Genomic DNA, 24,221 nt, shown 5'->3' with positions numbered 1-24,221 from the left:
ATGCGGCTGAAAAGGACACTCGCGGTCGCGGCGGCCGCGCTGGTGACCGTGGCCGGGGTGAGCGCCTGCCGGGATTCCCGGGAGATCGACCTCGGCAACGGCGGACGGCCGCACATCAAGATCATGGTCGGCGGGCTGTCCAAAGTGATCTATCTGCCGGGGCAGCTCGCGAAGCAGCTTGGCGAGTACCAGAAGCAGGGCCTTGACGTCGAACTGTTCGACCAGCCGTCCGGGGCCAACGCGGAAACCTCGCTGCTGGCCGGGGAAGTGCAGGGCGTAGTCGGGTTCTACGACCACACGATCGACCTGCAGGCCAAGGACCAATGCATCACCAGCGTGGTGCAGTTCGCGAATGTGCCGGGGGAAGCGGAAATGGTCGCGACCCCGAAGGCCGGGCACATCAAGTCCGGCGCGGACTTCCGCGGAAAGAATCTCGGCGTGACGTCGCTGGGGTCGTCGACCGACTTCCTCACCAAGGCGCTCGCCAGCCGCGGCGGCGTCGGCAGCAAGGACTACACGCCGGTGAAGGTCGGGGCCGGGCAGACGTTTATCTCTGCCATGCAACAAGGTTCGATCGACGCGGGCATGACGACCGACCCGACCATCGCGCAGTTGACCAACACCGGACAGGCCAAGGTGCTCTACGACATGCGCACGCCGGAAGGCACGCGCGCGGCGCTGGGCGGGCTTTACCCGGCGAGTTCGCTGTACATGAGCTGCGAAATCGTGAAACGCTATCCGGACGTCGTGCAGAAACTCGCCAACGCGTATGTGAATTCGCTGAAGTGGCTTTCCACGCACGCCGCGGAACAGGTGGCGGATCTGATGCCGCCGTCGTTCGCGGGCGGGGACAAGGCGTTGTACATCAAGTCGCTCAAGGACAGTCTGCCGATGTTCACCAAGGACGGCCGGATGGACCCGTCCGGCGCGCAGAACGTGCTGAAGGTGCTGGGTGCGTCTTCCAGCAACGTGAAGCCCAAAAAGGACAAGATCGATTTGTCCAAGACGTACACCACCCAGTTCGTGGACGCCGCGCACGCCCGTACGGCGCGGTAGTCCACTTCGGAAGGAGTCCGTGCCGGCCCGCTGCCTCCCCAGGCGGGCGGGCACGGACTTCCGTGTACACAAAGGAGAATCGGGACATTTGGTGAAGATTTCCCGAGATGTGAATACCCTTCGAAAGTAGCTACCAACCCGGGCGAGCGAAATTCAACACTGGTACGCGCAGGCACTCCCGTGACCAGATTGGATGCCCATGAGTTCACGATCTTTCCGTCGTCCCCTCGGATTGCTGGCGGTCGGCGCGTTCGCGGCCGCGACCCTCGTGGCAGGCGCGGGAGCCGGGCCCGTGACGTTCGGCAAGCACTTCCACGGAAACCACTACTCCGGCGGAAACTGGGGCGGCTACGTCAGTTTCGGCAGTTTCACGACCGCGACCGCAGGCTGGACCGAACCGGCGGCGACCTGCAATTCCAGCAACGACCTGTTCGCGCCGTGGGTCGGCATCGACGGCGACGGATCGTCCTCTGTGGAGCAGACCGGCGTCGCGACCGACTGCTCCAGCGGCAGCCCGCAATACCAGGCGTGGTACGAAATGTACCCGGCCGCACCGGTTTACTACTCGGCTAGCGAGGCTCCGGTGAAGGCGGGCGACCACATCACCGCGACGGTCACGCGCAGCAACAACAGCTACAAACTCGACCTGAAGAACGACACCCAGGGCTGGACGAAGACGACCACGCAGTCGTTGAACGCGAAGCACTCGTCGGCGGAGGCGATCATCGAATCGCCGTCCGATTCGTACCCGGCGATCAACGGCGGCGTGAAGTTCGACGGCGTCAAGTTCGACGGCAAGAACCTCGCCGACACCAGCCCGCAGGGCCTCAACGCGGACGACGGCGGCAGCGCGACCTGGACCCCCGGCGCGATCGGCTCGGACGGCCAGAGCTTCACCATGACCCGGCAGTAAAAAGCAAGGCCCCTGAGGGAATCCGATTCCCTCAGGGGCCCCTTCACGGACGTTCGAAACGGTAGGCGCGTTCGACCCGCGAGACCTGGACGTCGAACTCGCGATACCACTCGGCGCGGCCCTGGTCGCGGGTTTCCGTGTGCTCCAGGTTGGTGCGCCATCCGGCGATGGATTCCTCGTCCTGCCAGTACGACACGGTGATGCCGAGCCCGGACTCGTCGCGGACGGAGTTGATGCCGAGGTAGCCGGGCTGTTTCGCGGCGAGTTCGGCCATGTAGGCGGCACGCTCGGCGTAGCCGCGGTCGCCGTCGGTGCGCCGGGACGTGAAGATCACCGCGTAATACGGCGGTTCGGGAAGCTCCATGGCCGGAGATATACCTGTCGGACGCGGGGCGAGGCCAGCGGGTTTCAGCCTTGGAGGCCGTTGACCGCCCAGGCGAACACCATCAACGCGAGCAGCAGCGAGATCCCGGCCTGGACCATCATGGTCATTTTCGCCCAGATCCGCAGCGGCATGACGTCGGTCGGGCTGAACGCGGTGGCGTTGGTGAACGACGTGTAGAGGTAGTCCAGGTACCGCGGTTCCCATTCGGCCTTGGCCATCGACGGGTCGCTCATCTGCGGAAACTGCAGGTCGGGGAAGTCCGCCCGGCCCGCCGCGCGCCGGGCCGGGCCGCCGCGGTCGAACTCCCAGTACCAGAGCGAGAAGACGACGATGTTGGTCCAGTAGATGACCACGCCGCTGATCAGCACCTGCACCGCGTGCCCGCGTTGCGCGCCCTGTGCGATCCCGATCACCAGCTGCACCGCGGACGCGCCGTTGAGCACGCTGACGACGGCGAGCGCGGTCAGCGCGACCATGCGCTCGACGATGTTGAACTCGGTGAGCCGGCCGGGGTTCAGCAACAGCAGCGCGATGATCAGCACTGCGGTCAGCGAAGGCAGCAGCCACCACGGGTGCAGCACCATCTCGTCGGGCAAGGCGAGCTGCAGGGCCAGGGTCCCGATGACGACGGCCGCCGCGGGCCACCGGGTTTCGCCTTTGGTCGCCCGCCGCCAGGCAGGCACTGGTTTATCAGCCACGTGCACACGGTAGGACGGTGTGCTCGTTACCGCGCGGTTTCCGGTGACGGCAGTTTCCTCGCGACGTCCGTGCGGCTTCGCGCGCCTAGCTTGCGAAGCACCTTCGCTACGTGCTGCTCCACCGTGCGCGGAGACAGGAACAGACCGTCGGCGATCTGACGGTTTGTCCGGCCTTCCGCGAGCATCTCGGCGACTTCGCGCTCTCGCGGCGACAGCTCACGACCGTAACCGCGACGGCCGCGCTGTGACGGTGCCCAAGCACCGTGTTCGCGAAGCACGTGATGACAGCGGCCAGCGTCGCGCGTGGCACCTAGCTGTACGTACGCAGCTGCGGCCTGACTGAGCGCAGCTGTCGCACCGCTCTGTCCTGCTTCGAGACGACAGCGCGCCGCGCGTTCACGCATGCCGGTGGCGAGGTACGGCATCGGCAGCTCTGCGTACGCGTCGGCTGCGGTGTCGAAGAGCGTCGCGGCCGCTAGGTGTTTCGCGCGGGCGTTTGTCAGGACGGCGCGGCCAGCGTGCAGGGCGGCAGTGGCGAGAGGTGCGTCGCGGTCTTCGATGCCGCGCGCGAACTCTTCGACGAAAGCGTCGGCGTCGTGCCAACGGTCTGCGCGCGTGTACGCCTCCGCGGCGGCTGGGACGAGCGACGCTGCCCAGACCCACACGCCTTTGCGACGTGCGGCGTCGACAGCTACATCGGCGGCTTCGCAGGCCGCGGCGACGTCGTCGGTCGACAGGTGCACGCCGATCAACACCGAAGCCGCGCACAACACAACGGGGATAGGGCCTTCGCCCGGACGGTGTGCCGAGGCGTCGGCCAAGTGTCTTCGGGCTGCCGCGAACTCGCCGCGCACCGCGGCCAGCCCGCCCAGCACCAGCGACGTCTCCATGACGATCGCGCCCAGCGTCGGGTGCCGGGTACGGACGTCTTCGGTCGCCTCGGCCAGGCCGTCCCAATTGCCGCGGAACCAGGCGAGGCGCACTTCGGTGCCTTCGATCAGGCCTTTCGGGTACAGCGCGCCGGCTTCGGAAGCCCGGCGCAGGCCTTCGGCGACCAGCTTTTCGGTCCGGTCGAGGTGGCCGGACCACGACTGCGCGTCGGCGAGATTGCACCACAACCGGGCCAGCTGGACGCGCTCGGCAACGCTCGGCGCGGTGTCCGGCATCGCCTGGAACTCCGCCCACGCCGAACCGTCGCCGATGTGCGCGGCGGTCGCGATCCGGTCGCCGGTGAGCGCGAGCCGCAGCTCGGGATCGGTCAGTCCGGAGTGGACTTCCCGGGCGCGGCGCATCCACTGCTCGTGCCAGGACAGCGGGGTGAGCCCGTCGAACGGCAGCGCGAGCAGGTTGATCCCGCGCGCGGCCAGTTCCGGCCGGTCCGCCAGCTCGGCGACGGCGCGTTCCACTGCCGCACGCCCCTGCTCCAGCCGTCCGGCGACGCGGACCAGCAGCATGCCCAGCGCGAGCCGGATCGTCCCGTGCACGGCTGGCGGCAGCGGCCGGTCTTCGAGCACCTTTTCCAGCGTCAGATGGACATCGGGGCGGAAGACACGCAGCGACACATCGCTGAGTTTCTTCGCCAACCGGCCGACCGCGTCCTCGTCGGCCTTCGCGACGATCGCCTGCAGCAGATCGATGGCGCGTGCGGTATCGCCGTGCGCGATCGCTTCGTCAGCCGCTTCTTCCGCGTAGTACTGCCATTCCTCGACGCGTCCGGCGGCCTGCGCATGGGCGGCGAGCAGCGACAACGGTTGACCAGGAAGGTGCATTGCCTTGGTGTGCAACAATTTCCGCTCGGACGCGCTGAGACCATCGTACACGGCTTTGCGCGCGAACGGATGTCTGAAGCCGTAGCGATTGTCGTCGACCTCGTCCAAGAGCCCGTCCGACAACGCGCTCTCGTCCTCGGCCAACCCGGCCAGTTCGTTCAGCACCGACAACTCCGCGGGCATGTTGAGCACGGCGGCGGCTTTGGTGCGCTGGACCGCGGCCTCAGTCAGCGCGGACAGCTTCCTGGACACCGATTCCTGAAGCGCGGCAGGAACTTCCAGCCGATCCAACGCCGACTCAGTCAGTTCAACGCCCCGCAACGCGCGGAGAGTTTCTTCAGCGACAAAAGGAATCCCGGCCGTGTACTCGTGCAGCTTCGCGGCGAACTCGGCGTTGATCCGGGGCAACCCCAGGAGGTCGCAAGCCATCGCGGTGACCGCCGCGGCGTCCAACGGACCGAGCGTCACCTGCGCGCTGTGTACTTCTGGCGCGGTGCGAACGCGAGAGTTCCCAGCGCGGCAAGTGGCGACCACGCCCAGTTCCGGCGGCCAGTCGACGGCGAGGAAGCGCAGCAGGTCGCCGGTCCCCGGGTCGGCGCGATGCAGATCGTCGATGAGCAGGATGGTCGGACCGCAGGCGATCAGCAGTTCCCGGAACGCGCGGAACACGCGATGCCGCCCGGCGCTGGCGTCCGGCAGCGGTTCAGGCGCGGGTGGCAGGACGTCGGCGAGTTCCGGCAGAAGTGGTTGCAGCGCACCGGCAACCGGGCTCAGCGGTCCGAGCCGATCTCCGGCGCAGCGCAACGCTTCCAGCACCGGACCGTAGGGAAACGGCTCGGCCAATCGCGGGCACGCGCCGCGCAGCACGCGGACGCGGGAAAACTCCGGGCGCGCGGCGAGTTCGGCGAGCAGCCGGGTTTTGCCCATTCCCGGCGCGCCCTCCACCAGCACCGCGGCGGGCCGGTGTCCGAGAACTTCGGCGACGGCGGCGAGTTCGCGGTCCCGCCCGGCGAAAGCCGCCGGACGCGGACGCACGGACACCACCGTCGGAACGGCCGGCCACATCACGACCTCCCCAGCGAGCATCTTGTCCGTTTCGCCCGGAGCTTAAGCAGTGCGCGGGGCGGGGTAAACCGACTCTTGACGGGAGTATGCGCACGCTCCTCACACGTCTGCCTCCGCACGGTAACCAAATGGCAGAAGAAAACCCGGCGCGCGGTCACAAAGAGTGCGAAACCTCGTGGAGTTCGCCGGTTCAGCGGAACAACCCACGGACGCCCGCCGTCGCGGCGAACGCTCGGTAGTCGCACAAGTCCCTACTTAAGGATTGCTCCGCTACCTATTCTCGCGCCCCCTTATTGCAGTGGATTGGACCACCGCCGCACCCTTCGAGGCCGGGGGGAACCGAACGCGAGGGAGAAGCATGAAAGCCATCAGATTCCTCGGCGCCGCAACCGCTGCCGCGGCGGTGACGGCGATCTTCGCCGGCGTCCCGGCCGCCAGCGCCGCCCCGCTCAACCCCGACATGGTCCCGGCGATGCAGCGCGACCTCGGCCTCACCCACGGCCAGGCACTCGCCCGGCTCGCGAACGAGGAGGCCGCGAACAAGGTCGGCGCGGCACTGGAGAAGTCTCTCGGCGAACGCTTCAGCGGCACGAGCTTCAACGCGTCGACCGGCAAAGCCGTGGTCTCGGTGACCGACGCGGCGCTGGTCGACCAGGTGCGCGCGGCCGGCGCCGAGGCACAGGTGGTCCGGTTCAGCGCCCGGCAGCTCGACTCGACCGTGCAGACGCTCAACGCCCACGAGAAGGCGGCGCCGAAGTCGGTCACCGGCTGGGGCATCGACACCGCGAGCAACCGGATCAGCCTGACTGTCCTCAAGGGACAGCGCGGCGCGGCGGAGCAGTTCGTCCGCCAGTCCGGTGTGGACAGTTCGGCGGTGACCGTGACGGAGACCTCGGCAGTGCCCAAGGCGCACTACAACGTCCTCGGCGGGGACGCGTACTACATCGGCAGCTCGTCCCGCTGCTCCGTCGGATTCTCGGTGAACGGCGGCTTCCTGACCGCTGGCCACTGCGCCGCACTCACCGGCGGCGGCGCGCTGTCCGGCTACAACCGGGTCGCGATGGGCCAGTTCACCACGTACCGCTTCCCCGGCGCGGACTACGCGGCCGCGCGGGTCAACAGCAACTGGACCCCGGTCGGCCAGATCAACAACGGCACCCGCGTCGCCGGTTCCACCGAGGCCGCCGTCGGCGCTTCGGTGTGCAAGTCCGGTTCCACCACCGGCTGGACCTGCGGCACGATCCGCGCCAAGAACCAGACCGTGCGCTACCAGGAAGGCACCGTGACCGGCATGGTGCTCACCAACGCCCGGTCCGACCACGGCGACTCCGGCGGTTCGTTCATCAGCGGAAACCAGGCACAGGGCATGGTTTCCGGCGGTGACACCGTCAACAGCTACTACTACCCGGTGAACGTCGCGCTGTCGGCGACCGGCACGACGCTCGTCCGCGGCTGAGTCCAAACGCGACAAGGGCGGCTCGAGTGCCTCCAGCGCACTCGAACCGCCCTTGTCCGCATTGCCGCGGGATCGGCAGGTCTTCGGTCAGACGTTGCTGATCTCCTCGATCAGCCCGTCGATGTCGAAGTGCTCGCTCTCGGCTCCGAGCGGCACCAGTTCGTAGGAGGATTCGAGGAACGCCTCGAGGTCGGCGCGTTCCAGTTCGAACGACGCGTAGCCGTCGGGCGACTCGATTTCCAGCGTCAGCAAGGCCTCGTCCTCGGACAGGTCCGGCCGGATCCGCACGTCGCCGATCCCGGTCGGCTCGTCCAGCCCGGTCACGAGCAGGTCGCGGGCGAACGTCCACTCGATCCACCGGCCGCGTTCGGTCCGGAACGCCACGGTGACCGCGTAGGGCTCCGCCACGTGGAAGGAGAGGCGGGACAGCACCGGCGTAGTGCTCTCGTTCAGCAGTACGAACTGGGTCTGGTGTACGGCGTCGGTGGTGTGCACGGCTGCTCCTGGAGTCCTCCGGTCGTTCGCGCCTCGCGAACTGGTCGGCAGGGAGATGATCGACTCGGGAGCACATGACGTCGTTCCGCCGACGTTCACGCGATCGGTTGCATCAGGCCGCGAACACGTAACGCCGGACACAGAACCCTTGCGTTTCCGCGCAGGTCAGGAAAGCGGCAGCGTGAGGCCCACTTTGACCCGGTCCATGGCCACGCTCGTGGTGAAATGCCGGACGTTGGGGTTGTCGAAGAACATCCGCCGCGCGAAATTCTCGAACGCCGCCATGTCCGGGCAGGTGACCACGAGGACGAAGTCCGCGGTGCCGGTGACGTAGTAGCACTGCTGCACGCAGTCGTCGGCGAGGACCTGGGCGCGGAAGCCGTCGAGCACCGCCAGGCTCTCGCGCTCCATCTCGACCATGACGACGAACGTCATGTCCAGTCCGAGCGCGGCCGGGGACAGCACCGCGACCTCCCTCTCGATCACTCCGGCTTCGCGCAGCCGCTTGATCCGCCGCTGCACGGCCGCGGCGGACAGGCCGACTTTGGACCCGATGACCTCGGCGATCGTGCGGGCGTCGGTCTGCAGGCAGGAGAGGATGGCGAGGTCAAGCTGGTCCAGGTCGGGAGTGCGCACACTTCAGGCTAACCGGGCGGACCGACAAAAAGCCTCGGGTTTATCACGCCGCCGAGACGCTGGTCGCAATACCTCCTATCGAGCGAATGTGGAAGAGGTCTCTTAGTGACGTGGAACACAACTGACCGGTCTACCCAGGGGTAGGCCATACAAGGGAGGCAACCGGCGACGTCCGCCAACAAGCCGGTCTGGGAGGTTCCGCCATGAGCGCTGTCCGGTCGCGCCACCGTGCCGCAGTCGTCGCCGGGATCGGCGGCGCGCTGCCCGAGCACGTGGTGACGAACGACGAGATCGCGGCCCGCCTGGACACCAGCGACGAGTGGATCCGCACCCGCACCGGGATCCGCGAGCGCCGCCGCGTCGCCCCCGGCCAGTCCACAGTGGATCTCGCCGAGGAGGCGGGACGGGCGGCGCTCGGCCCGGACGGGCACGCGGACGCCGTCGTGCTCGCCACCTCCACCGCCGACCAGCTGTGCCCGGCCACCGCGCCGCAGGTGGCGGCCCGGCTCGGCCTCGGCACGGTGCTGGCCCTCGACGTCAACGCGGTGTGCAGCGGCTTCATCTACGCGCTCGCCACCGCCGCCGGCTTCATCGCGGGCGGGATGGCCGAGCGGGTGCTGGTGATCGGCGCGGACGTCTTCACCTCGCTGGTCGACCCGGACGACCGCACCACGGTGCCGATCTTCGGCGACGGCGGCGGCGCGGTCCTGCTGCGCGCGGGCGAGCCCGGCGAACGCGGCGCGCTCGGCCCGTTCGATCTGCACAGCGAGGGCGAACTGGCCAAGCTGCTGTGGGTCGAGGCGGGCGGTGCGGCGCAGCGGGTGCCGGAGAACCCGAAGGACCGGTTCATGGTCATGCAGGGCACGGCCGTGTTCCGGCAGGCGTGCGCGCGGATGGCGGAATCCTCGCGCGCGGTGCTGGAAGAGGCCGGCTGGATGGTCGGCGACGTCGACCGGTTCGTCGGGCACCAGGCGAACATCCGCATCCTCCAGGCGACCGCGAAACAGCTCGGCATGCCCGCGGACGCGGTGGTGTCGAACATCGAGCGGGTCGGCAACACCAGCGCGGCGTCGATCCCGCTGGCGCTCGCGGACGCGGTTGCCGACGGGACGCTGACGCCGGGCCACCGGGTGCTGCTTACCGCGTTCGGAGCCGGGCTGACCTGGGGCTCCACGGTGCTGACCTGGCCCGAGCTGCCCTGAGCTACGCGTACTCCGGCAGCGCGATCGCTTCCGAACGCGGCTTCTCGAACCGTCCAGCGACCTTGCCCAGCCGCTGCGCCAACGGCGTGCTCGCCATCCGCAGCGCGGCGTGGAGCGCGGTCCGATGCGCCCGCGACCGCGGCATCGTCACCTGCGGCGCACCGGGGAAAAGCCGCTGCGCCTCGGCGACCAGCGGCCGCATCCGGTGTTCGTACTGACCGAACGCCGCCTGCGGGTCTTCGTGCGCCATGAGCTCTCCGGCCAGGATGTACGCGCCGGTCAGGGCGAGCGTCGTGCCCATGCCGCTGATCGGTGAAGCGCAGTACGCGGCGTCGCCGAGCAAGACGACCCGGCCTTGGTGCCACGTCGGCAGTTTCGTCTGGCCGACGCCCTCCAGGTAAAGCGAGCCGTTGTCCATTTCAGCCAGTACGCGCGGCCCTTCCCAGCCGACGTCGGCGTACGTCTTGCGCAGCACGGACACGGTGTCTTCGGGGGTCAGCCGGTCCAGTCCGCGCACGTCGGACAGGAAGAACAGTCCGGCGCGCATCGTGCCGACGTTGTCCGGGCGCAGGAACAACATCCGGCCGCGGCCGCAGAACATCGTGCGCCACCAAGCGTTGTCGGTGGCGATGCGCGGGATCGCGAGGTGTGCGGTGTAGAGGCCGAGTTCGTGCGGACGCGCGTCCGGCATCAGCATCGCGCGGGTGCGGGAGCGCAGGCCTTCGGCGATGACGACGGCGTCGAAGCGCTGGGTTTGGCCGCTTTGGAAGTCGACGTCCACGCCGGTGCCGTCGTCGTGCAACGCCTGGATCTGGTCGCCGAATCGATACGTCGTCTCGCCGGCTGACTGCTCGTACAGCAGTCTCGACAGCTGGCCGCGCAGGATTTCGATCTCGGCCGTCCCGCCTCCGGAATCGCCCTCGCCGGCGCGGAATTCGGCGACCACGCGGCCGTGTCCGTCCACGAACTGCGTGCCGACCTCGCCGGTGTGCGCGGCGCGGACCGCCTCTTCGAGCCCCATTTTGCGCAGCACTTGGCGGCCGACGCCGCGGATGTCGACGTTCTGGCCCTCCTCGCGCAGATGATCGAACCGTTCGACGATGGTGACGTCCCAGCCGGAGCGCGCGAGCCGGGAAGCGAGCGCGGGACCGGCGATGCTGGCTCCGGAGACGAGAAGACTGCGACGGGTCATGGTGCCCCTCCTTGCCGTTGCTCATGTACATAGATAACCTATCTATTAGTTTCTCTACTGACAAGGAGGGTCGCGTGGACGAGAACCAGGCAGCGCTCGCGAACATGAACGAGACGACCTTCGCGGTGCGCGACGTCATCGAGGCCAGCCGTGACCTGATGGCGCGGATGGCGAAGAGCGTCGAGATGAACGCGAACGACCTCACCGCGATCGCGATCCTCAACCACCACGGGCCGATGGGGCCGGTGGAACTGGGCCGCCGCCTCGGGATCAGCGGACCGTCGGCGACCACGCTCGTGGACCGGATGGAAGAGGCCGGTTACCTGGCGCGCGTCCGCAGCGACACCGACCGGCGGCGAGTGGCGGTCACGGTCACCGATGCCGCGCGGGAGATCGCGGCGGCGGTGTGGCGGCCGCCGATCGAGAAGCTGGACGCGGTGTCGCGCACGCTCAACGCGGCGGAAAGCGCTGTGGTGCGGGACTTTCTGGCCCGGATCACGGAGGCGATGAACGAAGGCCGGGAACTCTAGGTCGTCCAGGTCCGGGTCTCGCGGTGGCGGCCGCGGAGGTGGAGTTCGCCGTGCAGCCGCCAATGTTCCCGTTCGCCGCCCAGCGCGGCTTTCACCGTCGTTTCGCTGGCGAGCACCCGCGACGGAACCGCTTTCGCGTGTTCGGTGAGCCGCGCGGCCTCGTTCACCGCGTCGCCGATCACGGTGTACTCCAGGCGGCTCGACGCACCGAGCTGCCCGGCGAACACCTGTCCGGTCGCGACGCCGATCCCCAGGTCGAGCTCGCCTTCCGCCAGCACCGCGTCGCGGATCGCGCGGGCCGCGGCGAGCGCCATCGTCGGGCCGTCGGACAGCCGGGTCGGCGCGCCGAAAACGCACAGCGCGGCGTCGCCCTGGAACTTGTTGACCAGCCCGCCCCGAGCGTCCACCGCGGACACCACGCTCGCGAAAAACCGGTTCAGCTTCTCGACCAGTTCCTGCGGCGGAGTGCGCGACGCGAGCGCAGTCGAGTCCACGACGTCGACGAACAACGCGGTGACCTCGCGGACGTCGCCGGAGAGCGAAGCGCCGTATTCGAGCGCGTGCCGGGCGACGTCGGTGCCGACGTGGCGGCCGAAGAGATCGCGCATCCGGTCCTGTTCGCGCAGGCCGGCGGCGAGGTCGTTGACCGACGTCTGCAGCATCCCGATCTCGCTGGAGTCGTCCACGTCGACGTGCACGTCCTTGCGTCCGCGCGCGATGCCGTCCAGCGCGATCCGCAGCCGGTGCAGCGGCGCGGCGACGGCGCGGGACAGGAGCGCGGTGCCGATCGCGCCGGTCGTCAGGCCGGTCACCGACAGCACGATCAGGCTCGCCGTCGGGTTCCCGTTGCGGCCGAGATCGGGCGGCGTGGTCACGAGCAGCACGCCGATCAGCGGCACGCCGCTCGCCAGCACCCAGGTGACGACCAGCCGGGTCAGCACCGTGACCGGCAGCGAACCGCGCGGCGGCAGCACGTCGAGTGCCATCGTCATCACCGGACGCGCGACCCATTCCGCGGCCAGGTAGGTGAGCCCGACTGTGGTCAGCCCGCCGAGGCCGATGGTGAGTGCGATGCCCGCCGCGTCGCCGAGCGAACCGAGAACGCCGGCCAGAATGCCCAGCGCGAGTGCCCCGATCAGCCAGAGCGTGCCGCTCACCACAGCCATGTCGAACGGCAGCCGCAGCGCGCGTTTCGCCTCGTCCGCGGTCGGCGGGCGGCCGATCGTGAACCACACCACGGTGCGGCGCTGCAGGTAGGCGGTCCAGAGCGTGCCGACGATCAGGGCGAGCGCGACCACCCCGGCCGCGGTGACGCCGAGCACCCAGCCGCGGTCGTCGACGTCCTCGGGCAACCCCTGCAGGAGCAGCAGCAACGCGACGACTCCGGCACCGGCGACACTCGATCCGACGCCGAGCGCGGCGAAGCCCAGACTGGTGCGCAGAACCAGCCGGAACCTCCCCGCGATCATCGTGCGCACCCGCAGATCGTATGGGGTGGCGGGGCCGGGAGCGAAAAAAGCTGTCGCCGCCGCGGTGGCGCGATGGTTAGCGTGGCCGTATGCAACCGCTCGACCCCGCGGAGATCCGCGCCTCGTTCGTCAACTGTTCTCGCGGGGAAGCCAAGTCCGTCACGCTGCCCGCGGACGTCCCGTGGGAGAAGCGCGACTTCCTCGGCTGGCGCGACGTGAAGGCTCCCGGCCGGGCGTACCTCGTCGTACCGCACGGCGACGAGCTGATTGGCCTGTCGCTGCGCGCCGCGCCGCCGGCGAAATCACGGGTGCGCAGCAACATCTGCGCGTTCTGCACCACGACGCATCCGCTCGCCGACATCACGCTGTTCAGCGCGCGGCTCGCCGGGAAAGCCGGCCGCGACGGCAATACGGTCGGCACGTATTTGTGCGCCGACCTGGAGTGCAGCGCGTACCTGCGCGGCGAACTCAAGCCCGCGGTGCCGCAGCCGAAGGAGACGCTCACGCAGGAAGAAGCCGTCGAGCGGATGAACGAGAAGATCAGCCGGTTCGTGGCGCGGGTGCTGGAAACCCGGTAACCGCCGTTGCCGCGGTTCCGGTCAGGGATTCAGAAATCCCATTCGGCGATCCGGCCCATTTTCCGGATCACCGGGAACAGCGCCGACGCGCGCAAGGCCAGCCGGGACCCGGCCGGGATCTTCGCGAGGACTTCGTCGCTCGCCCACTCGGTCGCGTCCAAACAGGACACCAGGCGCAGGCCGTAGCGCTCGAGTTCGTGCGGATCGTCGATGCCCCAATGCAAAGTCGCGCCCGAGCGGCGGACCACCGGGTTGATCATCTGCGCCTTGACGCCGAGCGAGCTGAAGAAATCGGCCACGATCCGGCCGGACGGGAACCTGCCGACGAGCCTGCGGACCAGTTCGGTCCCGGACTCCGCGGTGAGGTACATGGTGAGCCCCTCGGCCACGATGAGCGCCTCGCGGTCGCCGGGAACCTGGTCGAGCCAGCCGAAATCGGTGACCGACGAACCGATCATGGCGTACCCCGGCCGTTCCGGGTAGATCCGGCCGCGGACGTCCACGACCTCGGGATAGTCCACATCGAACCAGGCGACCGAGGGCGGCGGGTCGAGCCGGTACACGCGGGTGTCCATCCCGCAGCCGAGGTGCACGACGATCGCGTCCGGGTGCTCGACGAGCCACTCGGCGGCCATCGCGTCGATCGCGCGCGCCCGGATCGCGACGGAGACCGAGGAGTTTTCGTTGACACCGAGCTTGCTGAAGTCGTAGTCGATCTTCTTGACCGCTTCGTCCGCCGCGGTGTCACCGAGAATCGGGTCTTTGCGGCGAGCGTCGAGGGCGCGGCCGTACAGCGTGCCCAGGTTGGTCGCCTTCTCCTCGGTGAAGTGCACTTTCTCCACGGCCGGGCCCCCTTGGTATCAGTCTTTTTATAAACTTGTGAATACTGTAGCGCTGATCGCGTCGTGCTGCGCGGGTGCTGATTCAGGAAGACGCGTAGTCGTGGGCGTAGGTTTTCGCGTCCAGCAGGTGCTTGAGCGTGATCTCGCGCGCCGCGGCCGCGTCCGACCGGCTGATGGCGTCGAGGATCGCGCGATGCTCGGCCACGGCCTTGCGGATCTGCCCAGGAAGCCGCAGAGCGGCCCGGCGTTCCTCGCCGACCAGCGCGAGCACCGAACGGAGCAGGTCCGCGACGTCGTCGTTGCCCGCGTTGCCCGCGATCACCCGATGGAACTCGGCGTCCGTCGCGATGACGCGCAGCATGTCCCCGGCCGCCGCGGCCTCCTCCATCTCCGCGACGTTGTCCGCGAGCCGCTGCACGACGCGCGGCGTGTGCTGCGTCGCGAGCCGCTCGGCGAGGGTGGGTTCGACGGTCGCGCGGAGGTCGAACAACTTCTCCACCAGCTGCTCGTGCTCGGAAAACCAGCTGCTCAGCGGGCTTTCCGCAGTGCCCTGCTCGCGGACGTAGGTGCCTGACCCGGCGCGGATCTGGACGTAACCGATCGAATCCAGGACCCGCAACGCCTGCCGCAACGACCCGCGGCTGATGCCGAGCTGCTCGCACAACGCGCGTTCCGCGGGCAGGCGCGAGCCCGGCGGGAGCTCGCCCGAGTCGATCATCGTGCGCAGATGGTCGACCGTGGCGCTCCAGACCTGCTCGGATTCGTGAGCCACGCCGCCCATCCTGGCAGCTGGCGACCCGAGCCGCGCGAAATTGTCGGTGGCGGGTGTCACGATCTTTGGTGGGAAAGGGAGGGACCATGACCGCGAAATTCAAGGATCTGGCACTGGACGCACTCGACCACCAGGCACAAGCCGACTGGTGGTGTTCGACGCTCGGCTACGTCCGCCGAAGCCCGCCCGGAGAGAGGCCGCCGGACTGGCCGGTCGCCATCGTCGACCCGGCAGGGGAGGGGCCGTTGCTCTGGCTGAACCCGGTGCCGGAGCGCAAGACGGTGAAGAACCGGATGCACCTGGACGTGTGGGGAGATCCGGCGGAGCTGCGTGCCGCCGGAGCACGGATGGTGGCGGAGCGGGGCGAGGACCGGGAGTGGTGGGTGATGGCGGATCCGGAGGGGAATGAGTTTTGCGTTTTTGAGCGGTGAGGTGCTGGTCGGTGAGGCGCTGGTCGGCGGTGGAGGCGGGAATGTGGATGGAAGGAGGGGTGCGGAGGGAGAAGCTGGTGCGGACGGGCGGCGCGGGTGAAGCGCGGGCTCGGTAGGCGAAGTGGGACGTGCGCTGGCGGAGGTGTCGGCTCGCTGGGTGATGCCGTCGGGCGGGCGGGCGCGACGGAGGTGTCGGCTTGCGGGCGGTGCCGTCGGGTCTGCGTGCGCGGCGGCCAACCGGTGAGCATGCGCGGCAGACCACGGGTGCGTGTGCGCGGCGGGTTGCGGGTGAGCATGCGCGGCGGGCAGCCGATGCGTGTGCATGGCGCGCAGCTGGCGCGCGTGCATGGCGGGCGCGGTGGCTCGCGGGTGATGCCGTCGGGTGTGCGCACGGCAGGCAGCCGGTGAAATGAACCCAAGCCCATCACCGAGCTTTCCCGTGCCCCGAGACGGTCCCGTCAAGTGTCTGACCGGACACATCGCGTCGCCGGGTGTCGGGGGTGCTGCTTAGGGTCAGCGGGTGAGTGCTTTATGACCTGGTGGCATGCCGTCGTCATCTTCATTGCCGGGATGTGGGCCGGGACGATCAACACCGTCGTCGGTTCCGGGACGCTCGTGACCTTTCCGGTGCTCGTCGCGCTGGGGTATCCGCCGGTGACGGCTACGACGTCGAACGCGGTCGGGCTCGCGCCGGGGACGATCAGCGGGGCCTATGGCTACCGGCATGAGCTGGTCGGCTACTGGCCGCAGGTGGTGCGGTTCGCGGTCGCCTCGTTCTTCGGGGCCATCGGCGGCACCATTCTCCTGCTGACGCTGCCCAAGGACGCCTTCGAGAAGATCGTTCCGGTGCTCGTCGGGCTCGCCGTCGTGCTCGTGATCGTTCAGCCGAAGGTGTCGAAGTGGGTGCAGAAGCGCCGCGAGGCCAACGGGCGCGAGCATCACGCCGGGCCGTTGCTGTTCGGGCTGCTGTTCGTCATCGGCATCTACGGCGGCTACTTCACCGCCGCGCAGGGCGTGATGATGATGGCCGTCATGGGCATGTTGCTGTCCGAACCGCTGCAGCGGCTCAACGGCGTCAAGAACGTGCTGTCCGCGGTCGTGAACATCGTCGCCGGCACGATTTACGCGTTCGTCGCCCCGGTGAGCTGGCCGGTGATCGGGCTGCTCGCGCTCGGGTCCACGATCGGCGGGCAGCTCGGGGCCAGGATCGGCCGCAAACTGCCGCCCACCGTGTTGCGCGGCGTGATCGTCGTGATCGGGCTCGCCGCGGTCGTGCAGCTGGTGCTCAAATAGCGCGGAATTCCTTGGCCGCGGCCAGGAACAGGTCGTTCTCCTCCGGCGTTCCGATCGTCACGCGCGCGCCCTCGCCGGGGAACGGGCGCACGATCAGCTTCCGGTCCAGCATGTGCTCCGCGAAGGCCGCGGTGGCGTCGCCGAGCGGGAACCACACGAAGTTCGCCTGGGTCGGCGGGATCTCGTAGCCCATTTCCAGCAGCGCGTCCCGCACGCGGGTGCGTTCGGAGATGATTTCCTGGCACCGGGCGAGCAGTTCGTCCTCCGCGTCGAGCGACGCGATCGCGGCCACCTGCGCGATGCTGTTCACCGAAAACGCCACGTACACCTGCTGCAGCGCCTGCGCGATCGGCTCCGGAGCCACCGCGTAACCGACCCGCAGCCCGGCGAGCCCGTACGCCTTCGAGAACGTGCGCAGCACCGCCACATTGCTGTGCGTCCGCGTGAACTCGACGCCGTCCGGCACCTCGGGGTCGGTGACGAATTCCTTGTACGCCTCGTCCAGCACCACGAGCACGTGCGGCGGCACCGCTTCGAGGAACCGCTCGATCTCGTCCCGGTGCAGCACGGTGCCGGTCGGGTTGTTGGGGTTGCAGACGAACACCAGCTTCGTGCGGTCGGTGATCCGCGCCAGCATCGCGTCGAGGTCCAGCCCGTGCTCCGGCGTCAGCGGAACCTTCACGCCCGTCGCGAGCGCCACCTGCACCACGATCGGGTAGGCCTCGAACGACCGCCAGCCGAACAGCACCTCGTCGCCGGGACCGCACAGCGCCTGGATCATCTGCTGGCACAGCGACACCGAACCGCAGCCGATCGCGAGGCGTTCGGCAGGCACGTCCAGCCGCCGCGAAAGCCGCTCGCGCAAAGCCTGGGAACCGTTGTCCGGGTAGCGGTTCACTCCGGTGACCGCAGCCGTGATCGCCGCCTGGACGCTCGGCAGCGGACCGCCGGGCACCTCATTGCTCGCGAGCTTGACGGCCCCTTCGATCGTCCGGCCAGGGACGTACTTCGGCAACGAATCGAGGTCAGGGCGGGGGGCGAGGGACGGCATCGTCGGAACTCCTCGGTTTTCACGGGACGACGGGGTCACCGTATCTCGCCCCGGCGGATCCGGAAAGGTTCCCAATGTTCACCCGGAGGTGATTGCATGAGGCGATGACGTCGACGACCACCGTGGATCACCAGCGTACCGACGGCAGCACCCTCCGCCTCACCTTCGCCGAACCCGACGGCGCTCTTCGCGGCGGCCTGGTGGTCCTGCACGAGGGCGACGGGGTCACCGACGGCGTCCTGCTGCTGGTCAAAAGCCTTGCCGGCGAAGGCTGGCTCACCGTCACCCCGCACATCGAATCCGGCGAAAAGCTCACCCAGCGCGACCTGCTCGACGCCACCGACCGCACGCTCGAATGGCTCACCGACCGCGGCGTCGAGGCCGACCTGCGCGGCGTCGTCGGCTTCGATCTCGGCGGCACGGCGGCGCTGGTAGTCGCCTCGCACCGCAAGTTCGGCGCGGCGGTGAGCGTCGGCGGCCAGGCGGTGGCGGAACTGCCGAAGCTGCTGGAAATCGCCGGACGCGTGACCAGCCCGTGGCTCGGCATGTACGGCGACGCCGGGGACGAGGCGGGCGAAGCCGAGGTGGAGCAACTGCGCGAGGCCGCGGCGTCGGCCAAAGTCGCGACGAACGTCGTGCACTATCCGGGTGCCAACCACCGCTTCGACGCCGATCCCAGCGCGGCGGAAGAGGCTTGGCAGCGCACCCTCGACTGGTTCAACGCGCACCTCCGCTGATCTTCGGCAGCACCCTTGACGGGTCGCTGTGCACTCGCATAACGTTCCGATCCGGATCGAAACGTTAACGCGAGAGGAACCACCTGTGAAAGCGGTGCTTGTCGAACCCCAGCAGCGACTCGTCCTGGCCGATACCCCTGACCCGGCTCCTGGCCCAGGGCAAGCCGCCGTCGAGGTCGAGGCCATCGGCGTCGGCTACTTCGACATCATGAATCTGCGGAATGGCGCCACCTCAGTGCCGGGCGTCGAGGTCGTCGGCCGGATGCGGGACGGGCGGAGAGTGCTGGCGCTGGTCCTTTCCGGCGGCTACGCCGAGCAGGTCGTCGCCGACGCGGACCAGCTGTATCCCGTGCCCGAAAACCTCGATCCGGCCGACGCGGTCGCTCTCGGCGTGAACGCGATGGTCGCCGAGAGCGCGGTGCATCGGGCTGGGGTGGCACCTGGCGAACGGGTGCTCGTCCGCGGCGCGAGCGGCGGGATCGGCGTGCTCGCGACCCAGATCGCCCACGCTCGCGGTGCCGAGGTCACCGCAGTGACGTCCTCGGCGGAGTACGGCGAACGGCTCCGGACTCTCGGTGCCGCGAAAATCGTCGACCGCACCCGCGAGCGTCCCGAGGAGACTTACGACGTCATCATCGACACCGCGGCTGGCCCGCAGGTCCGGGAGCATCTGGAACTGTTGCGCCCCAACGGTCGCTATGTCCTTTGTGGAGGAACGGCGGGTGTCCCGGAACCGGAAGCGTTCGAGCCGCTGATGCGCGATTTCCACAAGTCGCCGACGTTGTTCGCGTTCAGCCTGACCTCGGTGCCGCCGGAAGAACGCCGGAAGTCGTGGGACCGCGTCCTCGAGCTCGTGGAAGACGGTCAGCTCGCCGCCGTGCGCGACCAAACGTTCCCGCTCGCCGGCGCCGCGGCTGCCCTCCAGCACGTGGAGCAGGGGAAATCGTTCGGTAAGGTCGTGCTGCTCAACGGATAGCGGGAGAATTCATGGCGCGCCAACGCGACGAGCGGATCGACCACGCCGTGCTGGTCGCGGTGTGCGAACTGGTCCGGGAATCCGGCTATTCGGCGCTGACCATGGAGGCCATCGCCCAGCGCGCGGGCACCACCAAACCCGCCATCCGGCGCCGGTGGAAAAGCCAGAAACACGTGGTGGTCGCCGCACTGGCGGAGGCGCGCACCGGGATCGCGGAGATCGACACCGGGTGCACCTGCTGCGATCTCGTCGGCCACCTCGACGCACTCCGGATCGGCCTGGAGGACCCGGTCTTCGGCCGCGTCCTCCCGGCGCTGGCCGTTGACCTGGCGGACGACCCGGAGCTGCGGGAGGACTTCCTGACCTCGTTCTGGGCCCCGCGCCGGGAGGCCTGCGTCGTTTCCCTGCGCAAGGCCGAGGAGCGCGGGGATCTCCAGCCCGGCCAGGACGTCGACCTGCTGCTGGACCTGTTCGCCGCCCCCGTCGTGTTCCGCGCGCTGTTCGGGCACCAGGACCTGACCCGCGAGTTCGTCCTTGACGTCGTCCGCGCGCTGCTGTCCGGAGTGGGCACGGTCGAAAAAGGACTTTGCGCGCATGCCGGGGTTAGCATCGGCGAGTGACCGAGAACGCCGCTGTTCCCGAGGTGCTTTGGCGACCCGACCCGAACCGGGTCGCTGACTCGAAGATCGAGGCCTTCCGCCGATGGCTGCGCGAGCAGCGCGGCGTCGACCTTGCCGATTACGCCGACCTGTGGCGCTACTCGGTCGAGCAAGTTCCGGAGTTCTGGACCGCGGTGGCGGAGTTCTTCGGCGTGCGCTGGCACGAACAGCCGCGGGAAATCCTGTCCGGCGCGATGCCGGACGCGAAATGGTTCGACGGCGGCACGCTCAACTACGCCGAACACTCGCTGAGCCCGGGCACCGGCGGGGCCACGAAGGCCGACGACGAACTCGCGGTGATTTTCCACCGCGAGGACGGGCTCGCCGAGCAATTCACCTACGTCGACCTCCGCGCGCACGTCGCCGCCGCGCGCGCCGCGTTGCGTGCTTTCGGTGTCGGCAAAGGAGATCGCGTCGTCGCGCTCGCGCCGAACTGCCCGCAGACGCTCATCGCTTTCCTCGCCACCGCCAGCCTCGGCGCGATCTGGTCGTCGTGTTCCCCGGACTTCGGGATCCGCGCGATCGCCGACCGGTTCACCCAGATCGAGCCGAAGGTGCTCATCGCGGTGAACGGATATGCTTACAACGGACGGAAATTCGACATCCGGGACACCGTTCAGCAGCTGCGCGACCAGATTCCGTCGATCGAAGCCACCGTTTTGGTGAAATACCTGGGCGACGGGACGCTGGACGGCGTCATCGACTGGAACGCGATGCTCGCCGAACACGCGGGCGGCGAGCTGGCGTACGAGCCGGTGGACTTCGCGCATCCGTTGTGGATCCTGTATTCCTCGGGCACGACCGGGCTCCCGAAGGGGATCGTGCAGGGCCACGGCGGCATCGTCGTCGAACACTTCAAGGCGCTGGGCCTGCAGAGCGGGCTCGAGCCGGGGGACCGGTTCTTCTGGTTCACCACCACCGGCTGGATGATGTGGAACTTCATCGCCTCCGGGCTTCTCGTCGGCGCCACGATCGTGCTGTACGACGGCAGTCCCGGCCATCCGGACCTGAACGCGCTGTGGCATCTGGCCGAACAGCACCGCGTCACCTACTTCGGCACGTCCGCGCCGTTCATCCAGAGCTGCCTCAAGGCGGGCCTCGCCCCGGCCGAACGCTACGACCTCAGCGCGCTGCGCGTGGTCGGCTCGACCGGTTCGCCGTTGTCCTCCGAGGGTTTCCGCTGGATCGCCGACGCGATCGGCCGGGACGTGCAGATCTGCTCGGTCTCCGGCGGCACCGACCTGTGCGCGGCGATCGTCGCGGCCGCGCCGGACGTTCCGGTGTGGCTCGGCGAACTGTCCTGCCGCGCGCTCGGCGTGGCCGCGGCGGCGTTCGACGACCACGGCGAGCCGGTGGTCGAGGAGGTCGGCGAGCTGGTGATCACCGAACCGATGCCGTCCATGCCGGTCTCGTTCTGGAACGACCCGGACGGTTCCCGGCTGCGCGAGGCGTACTTCGACACATACCCGGGTATCTGGAGGCATGGCGATTGGGTCAAGATCACGCGCCGCGGTTCGGCGGTGGTCTACGGCCGCAGCGATTCGACGCTCAACCGCGGCGGCGTCCGGATGGGCACCGCCGAGTTCTACCGGGTCGCGGAAGGGTTCGCCACGGTCGCCGACTCGCTCGTCATCGACACGTCGGCGGCGGGCAACGACGACGGGCAGCTGCTGTGTTTTCTGGTACTCGCGCCGGGCGCGAAGCTCGAAGAGGTAGAGCCTGACCTGCGGAAAGAGATTCGCAGCGCGCTGTCGCCACGACACGTACCCGATCGGTTCCTGGTCGTTTCCGAGATTCCCCGTACGTTGAACGGTAAGAAGTGCGAAGTACCAGTGAAGCGGATTCTCTCCGGAGTCGCGCCGGAGAGGGCGGTGAGCACGGACGCGCTGGCCAACCCGGCCGCGCTGGCCCCCTTTGTGGAGCTCGCCGCGGAGTGAACGCGCCAACGGGGGGAAGCATGGCAGGGCCGTGCGTGTTGCACGCGTGGTGACGGGGACGCGCGCGCAGCACACTTGGCAGGCGGCCGGCGTCACGTCGGTCGTCGCGATCACGTGGGTGACCAGGCTGGCCGGGCTGCTGGCGATCGTGTCCACGGTCGTCCCGGTAGGCCGCGACGTGCGCGGGCACGTCGCCAAATGGCTGGAACTGCCGAGCGAAGCGACCACCGCGGCGGCCGCTGTGGCACTGGTCACCGGTGTGTTGCTGATCATGCTCGCGGCCGGGCTCCGGCGCCGCAAACGCCGCGCTTGGCAGCTGGCGGTCGGCTTCGCCGCGCTCCTGGCGCTGTCCCACCTCGGGCTGCGGCACGTTTTCGGCGCCGGGGTGGTGTCGATGGTGCTGCTCGCCGGGCTTCTCGGCACACGGCGGTACTTCATCGCCCGCCCGGACCCGACCGTCGGCCGCTGGCGCGCGCTGCGGGTGCTGCTGCAACTGGTGCTGGCCGGGTTCGTGCTCAACTTCGCGCTGCTGTCGGTCGCGCCCGCCCGGATGCTCGACCCGCTGAGCTTCGCCGACCGGCTGTCCCAGTCCGCGCTCGCGCTCACCGGCGTCAGCGGGCCCGCGGTGTTCCACGAGATGTGGTTCGAGGACCTGTCCGCGTCGATCGGGCTGATCTTCAGCATCACCGGCGTGCTGGTGTCGGCGTACTTCCTGCTGCGCTCGGCCGAACCCGCGCCGGAGCTGTCCGACGACGAACTCGCGCGGCTGCACGAGTTGCTGAAGCAGCACGGGGAACGGGATTCGCTCGGCTACTTCGCGCTGCGCCGCGACAAGTTCGCGGTCTTCTCCAAGACCGGCAAGGCGGCGGTCACGTTCCGCGTGATCGCCGGCGTCGCGCTGACCTCGGCCGACCCGCTCGGCGACCACGAGGCCTGGCCCGGCGCGATCGAGGAGTACCTGGACATCTGCCAGCGCAACGCCTGGGTGCCCGCCGCGATGGGCGCGTCCGAACTGGGCGCGACGGTGTGGGCCCGGTTCGGCCTGGAGGTACTGGAAATCGGCGACGAGGCGGTCGTCGACACCCAGACGTTCACGCTGGAAGGCCGCGTGATGCGCGGCGTACGGCAGGCGGCGTCGCGGACGAAGCGGGCCGGTTACAAGGTCCTGGTGCGCCGGGCCGAAGACTTGCGTCCCGGCGAGCTACCCGAGCTGGTGCACCTGGCCGCCACCTGGCGCGGCACCGAAACCGAACGCGGGTTCTCGATGGCGCTGGGCCGCATGGGCGACCCGGGTTCGGTGATCGTCACCGCGGAACAGGGCGGACGCGTCCGAGGCGTGCTGCAGTTCGTGCCGTGGGGCGAGCGAGGACTGTCGCTGGACGTGATGCGCCGGGACCGCACCGTCGACAACGGCGTGAACGAGCTGATGATCTCGGAGCTGCTGCTGTACTCCCGCGAGCACGACATCGACCACGTGTCGCTGAACTTCGCCGCCTTCCGCGCCCTGATGGAACAGGGCCAACGCATCGGCGCGGGCCCGGTCGCGCGCCTTTCGGCGAAAGTCCTGCACTTCTTCTCGCGCTGGATCCAGATCGAAAGCCTCTACCGGTTCAACGCCAAGTTCCAGCCCCGGTGGGTCCCGCGGTATCTCGTCTACCCCGGCGTCGGATCCCTCCCGCGCGTCGGCATCGCCACCTTCGAAGCCGAGGGCCTCGGCGGCCGTTCTCCCTGGTTGCGGCGGGTGCTGCAGCGTTGAGGGGGGTGCCTTCCGGAGGGGCTGGAGGGGTGTGTAACCTATCTGAGCAGTGGTCGTTAGGACCCAGGAGGCTTCGCCTAGTCTGGTCTATGGCGCCGCACTGCTAATGCGGTTGGGGGTAACCCCCCCTCCCGGGTTCAAATCCCGGAGCCTCCGCTGGTGCCTGTTTCGGCAGGTGCTAGGTTAACAACTGAACACGCGCCCGTAGCTCAGCTGGATAGAGCATCTGACTACGGATCAGAAGGTCAGGGGTTCGAATCCCTTCGGGCGCACTGTCTGGTCGAGACAGTAATCAACGGACCGGGTGCTTTGCACTCGGTCCG

Annotated in this window: 23 protein-coding genes, 2 tRNA genes and 1 pseudogene; 15 read left to right on the top strand and 11 right to left on the bottom strand. The window is 68.7% G+C overall.

The window, feature by feature from the left end:
• Positions 1 to 1,056, top strand: coding sequence for an ABC transporter substrate-binding protein (locus FKO37_RS02045; RefSeq protein WP_238603584.1), 1,056 nt, complete (start codon positions 1 to 3; stop codon positions 1,054 to 1,056).
• A 199-nt stretch (positions 1,057 to 1,255) separates the two neighbouring features.
• A complete protein-coding gene (locus FKO37_RS02040) occupies positions 1,256 to 1,969 on the top strand; it encodes a G1 family glutamic endopeptidase (protein WP_043837749.1) in 714 nt (237 codons plus the stop codon).
• 43 nt (positions 1,970 to 2,012) lie between these two features.
• On the opposite strand, the gene FKO37_RS02035 is transcribed toward FKO37_RS02040, so the two are convergent.
• From FKO37_RS02035 to FKO37_RS47700, 4 genes and pseudogenes are all read right to left on the bottom strand, one after another.
• Positions 2,013 to 2,333, bottom strand: a complete 321-nt coding sequence (locus tag FKO37_RS02035) for an antibiotic biosynthesis monooxygenase (RefSeq protein WP_037807204.1) — start codon at positions 2,331 to 2,333, stop codon at positions 2,013 to 2,015.
• A 44-nt stretch (positions 2,334 to 2,377) separates the two neighbouring features.
• Entirely contained in the window at positions 2,378 to 3,052 is a 675-nt protein-coding gene (locus FKO37_RS02030; RefSeq protein WP_106961501.1) for a DUF1345 domain-containing protein, read from the bottom strand.
• 26 nt (positions 3,053 to 3,078) lie between these two features.
• Positions 3,079 to 3,456 carry a helix-turn-helix transcriptional regulator gene (locus FKO37_RS47705; protein WP_370318178.1) on the bottom strand — a complete coding sequence of 126 codons (378 nt, stop codon included), beginning with the start codon at positions 3,454 to 3,456 and terminating at the stop codon, positions 3,079 to 3,081.
• A 1,935-nt stretch (positions 3,457 to 5,391) separates the two neighbouring features.
• Positions 5,392 to 5,886 (bottom strand): annotated as a pseudogene (locus tag FKO37_RS47700) (ATP-binding protein); the annotation flags it as partial.
• Positions 5,887 to 6,244: 358 nt separating this feature from the next.
• On the opposite strand from FKO37_RS47700, the gene FKO37_RS02020 reads away from it, so the two are divergent.
• Positions 6,245 to 7,342, top strand: coding sequence for a S1 family peptidase (locus tag FKO37_RS02020; RefSeq protein WP_134727925.1), 1,098 nt, complete (start codon positions 6,245 to 6,247; stop codon positions 7,340 to 7,342).
• Positions 7,343 to 7,429: 87 nt separating this feature from the next.
• Here FKO37_RS02020 and FKO37_RS02015 read toward each other — a convergent pair whose 3' ends face one another.
• Positions 7,430 to 7,837, bottom strand: a complete 408-nt coding sequence (locus tag FKO37_RS02015; RefSeq protein WP_043837742.1) for an SsgA family sporulation/cell division regulator — start codon at positions 7,835 to 7,837, stop codon at positions 7,430 to 7,432.
• A 165-nt stretch (positions 7,838 to 8,002) separates the two neighbouring features.
• Positions 8,003 to 8,473, bottom strand: coding sequence for an Lrp/AsnC family transcriptional regulator (locus FKO37_RS02010; RefSeq protein WP_238603582.1), 471 nt, complete (start codon positions 8,471 to 8,473; stop codon positions 8,003 to 8,005).
• Between the two features lie 203 nt (positions 8,474 to 8,676).
• Here FKO37_RS02010 and FKO37_RS02005 point away from each other — a divergent pair, with 203 nt between their 5' ends.
• The gene (locus FKO37_RS02005; protein ID WP_037807209.1) at positions 8,677 to 9,675 is read left to right on the top strand and encodes a beta-ketoacyl-ACP synthase III; all 999 of its coding nucleotides are present in this window, start codon (positions 8,677 to 8,679) and stop codon (positions 9,673 to 9,675) included.
• Position 9,676: 1 nt separating this feature from the next.
• On the opposite strand, the gene FKO37_RS02000 is transcribed toward FKO37_RS02005, so the two are convergent.
• Complete coding sequence (locus FKO37_RS02000) at positions 9,677 to 10,867, bottom strand: FAD-dependent monooxygenase (RefSeq protein ID WP_037807211.1); 1,191 nt, start codon at positions 10,865 to 10,867, stop codon at positions 9,677 to 9,679.
• 74 nt (positions 10,868 to 10,941) lie between these two features.
• Between FKO37_RS02000 and FKO37_RS46855 the strand changes: the two genes are divergently transcribed.
• Positions 10,942 to 11,397 carry a MarR family winged helix-turn-helix transcriptional regulator gene (locus FKO37_RS46855; RefSeq protein WP_051728591.1) on the top strand — a complete coding sequence of 152 codons (456 nt, stop codon included), beginning with the start codon at positions 10,942 to 10,944 and terminating at the stop codon, positions 11,395 to 11,397.
• Here the strand turns inward: FKO37_RS46855 and FKO37_RS01990 are convergent.
• Positions 11,394 to 12,866, bottom strand: a complete 1,473-nt coding sequence (locus FKO37_RS01990; protein WP_037807674.1) for an adenylate/guanylate cyclase domain-containing protein — start codon at positions 12,864 to 12,866, stop codon at positions 11,394 to 11,396. The genes FKO37_RS46855 and FKO37_RS01990 overlap by 4 nt on opposite strands.
• 89 nt (positions 12,867 to 12,955) lie before the next feature.
• On the opposite strand from FKO37_RS01990, the gene FKO37_RS01985 reads away from it, so the two are divergent.
• Positions 12,956 to 13,444, top strand: a complete 489-nt coding sequence (locus FKO37_RS01985; protein ID WP_037807213.1) for an FBP domain-containing protein — start codon at positions 12,956 to 12,958, stop codon at positions 13,442 to 13,444.
• Between the two features lie 29 nt (positions 13,445 to 13,473).
• Here the strand turns inward: FKO37_RS01985 and FKO37_RS01980 are convergent, their stop codons facing one another.
• Positions 13,474 to 14,286: a class I SAM-dependent methyltransferase gene (locus FKO37_RS01980; protein ID WP_238603581.1), complete on the bottom strand. Its 813-nt coding sequence runs from the start codon at positions 14,284 to 14,286 to the stop codon at positions 13,474 to 13,476.
• An 82-nt stretch (positions 14,287 to 14,368) separates the two neighbouring features.
• Positions 14,369 to 15,067, bottom strand: a complete 699-nt coding sequence (locus FKO37_RS01975) for a FadR/GntR family transcriptional regulator (RefSeq protein WP_037807218.1) — start codon at positions 15,065 to 15,067, stop codon at positions 14,369 to 14,371.
• A gap of 77 nt (positions 15,068 to 15,144) precedes the next feature.
• Here FKO37_RS01975 and FKO37_RS01970 point away from each other — a divergent pair, with 77 nt between their 5' ends.
• Together FKO37_RS01970 and FKO37_RS01965 are read left to right on the top strand one after the other, a co-directional pair.
• Positions 15,145 to 15,489, top strand: a complete 345-nt coding sequence (locus tag FKO37_RS01970) for a VOC family protein (protein WP_238603580.1) — start codon at positions 15,145 to 15,147, stop codon at positions 15,487 to 15,489.
• Between the two features lie 531 nt (positions 15,490 to 16,020).
• Positions 16,021 to 16,782 carry a sulfite exporter TauE/SafE family protein gene (locus FKO37_RS01965; protein WP_134663931.1) on the top strand — a complete coding sequence of 254 codons (762 nt, stop codon included), beginning with the start codon at positions 16,021 to 16,023 and terminating at the stop codon, positions 16,780 to 16,782.
• Here the strand turns inward: FKO37_RS01965 and hisC are convergent.
• Positions 16,775 to 17,833, bottom strand: coding sequence for a histidinol-phosphate transaminase (hisC, locus tag FKO37_RS01960; RefSeq protein ID WP_037807227.1), 1,059 nt, complete (start codon positions 17,831 to 17,833; stop codon positions 16,775 to 16,777). The two genes, FKO37_RS01965 and hisC, sit on opposite strands and share 8 nt — an antisense overlap.
• A 104-nt stretch (positions 17,834 to 17,937) precedes the next feature.
• On the opposite strand from hisC, the gene FKO37_RS01955 reads away from it, so the two are divergent.
• The 7 genes from FKO37_RS01955 (at position 17,938) to FKO37_RS01925 (ending at position 24,170) form a co-directional block, all read left to right on the top strand.
• Complete coding sequence (locus FKO37_RS01955) at positions 17,938 to 18,570, top strand: dienelactone hydrolase family protein (RefSeq protein ID WP_037807230.1); 633 nt, start codon at positions 17,938 to 17,940, stop codon at positions 18,568 to 18,570.
• Between the two features lie 85 nt (positions 18,571 to 18,655).
• Positions 18,656 to 19,546, top strand: coding sequence for a zinc-binding dehydrogenase (locus FKO37_RS47480; RefSeq protein WP_238603579.1), 891 nt, complete (start codon positions 18,656 to 18,658; stop codon positions 19,544 to 19,546).
• Positions 19,547 to 19,557: 11 nt separating this feature from the next.
• Positions 19,558 to 20,166 carry a TetR/AcrR family transcriptional regulator gene (locus FKO37_RS01945; protein WP_134663927.1) on the top strand — a complete coding sequence of 203 codons (609 nt, stop codon included), beginning with the start codon at positions 19,558 to 19,560 and terminating at the stop codon, positions 20,164 to 20,166.
• Complete coding sequence (locus FKO37_RS01940) at positions 20,163 to 22,142, top strand: acetoacetate--CoA ligase (protein ID WP_238603578.1); 1,980 nt, start codon at positions 20,163 to 20,165, stop codon at positions 22,140 to 22,142. Before FKO37_RS01945 ends, FKO37_RS01940 begins: the two co-directional genes overlap by 4 nt.
• 46 nt (positions 22,143 to 22,188) lie before the next feature.
• Positions 22,189 to 23,898 carry a phosphatidylglycerol lysyltransferase domain-containing protein gene (locus FKO37_RS01935; RefSeq protein ID WP_037807237.1) on the top strand — a complete coding sequence of 570 codons (1,710 nt, stop codon included), beginning with the start codon at positions 22,189 to 22,191 and terminating at the stop codon, positions 23,896 to 23,898.
• A gap of 66 nt (positions 23,899 to 23,964) precedes the next feature.
• Positions 23,965 to 24,054 (top strand) — tRNA-Ser (locus FKO37_RS01930).
• Between the two features lie 42 nt (positions 24,055 to 24,096).
• Positions 24,097 to 24,170: transfer RNA gene (locus tag FKO37_RS01925), tRNA-Arg, on the top strand.
• Positions 24,171 to 24,221 lie beyond the last annotated feature (51 nt).

Origin of the sequence: Amycolatopsis sp. Poz14 (assembly GCF_006704225.1) — a bacterium.
Lineage (GTDB): Bacteria > Actinomycetota > Actinomycetes > Mycobacteriales > Pseudonocardiaceae > Amycolatopsis > Amycolatopsis nivea.
The sequence above is the reverse complement of the archived record's forward strand: the minus strand, read 5'-3'. Positions and strand labels throughout refer to the sequence as shown.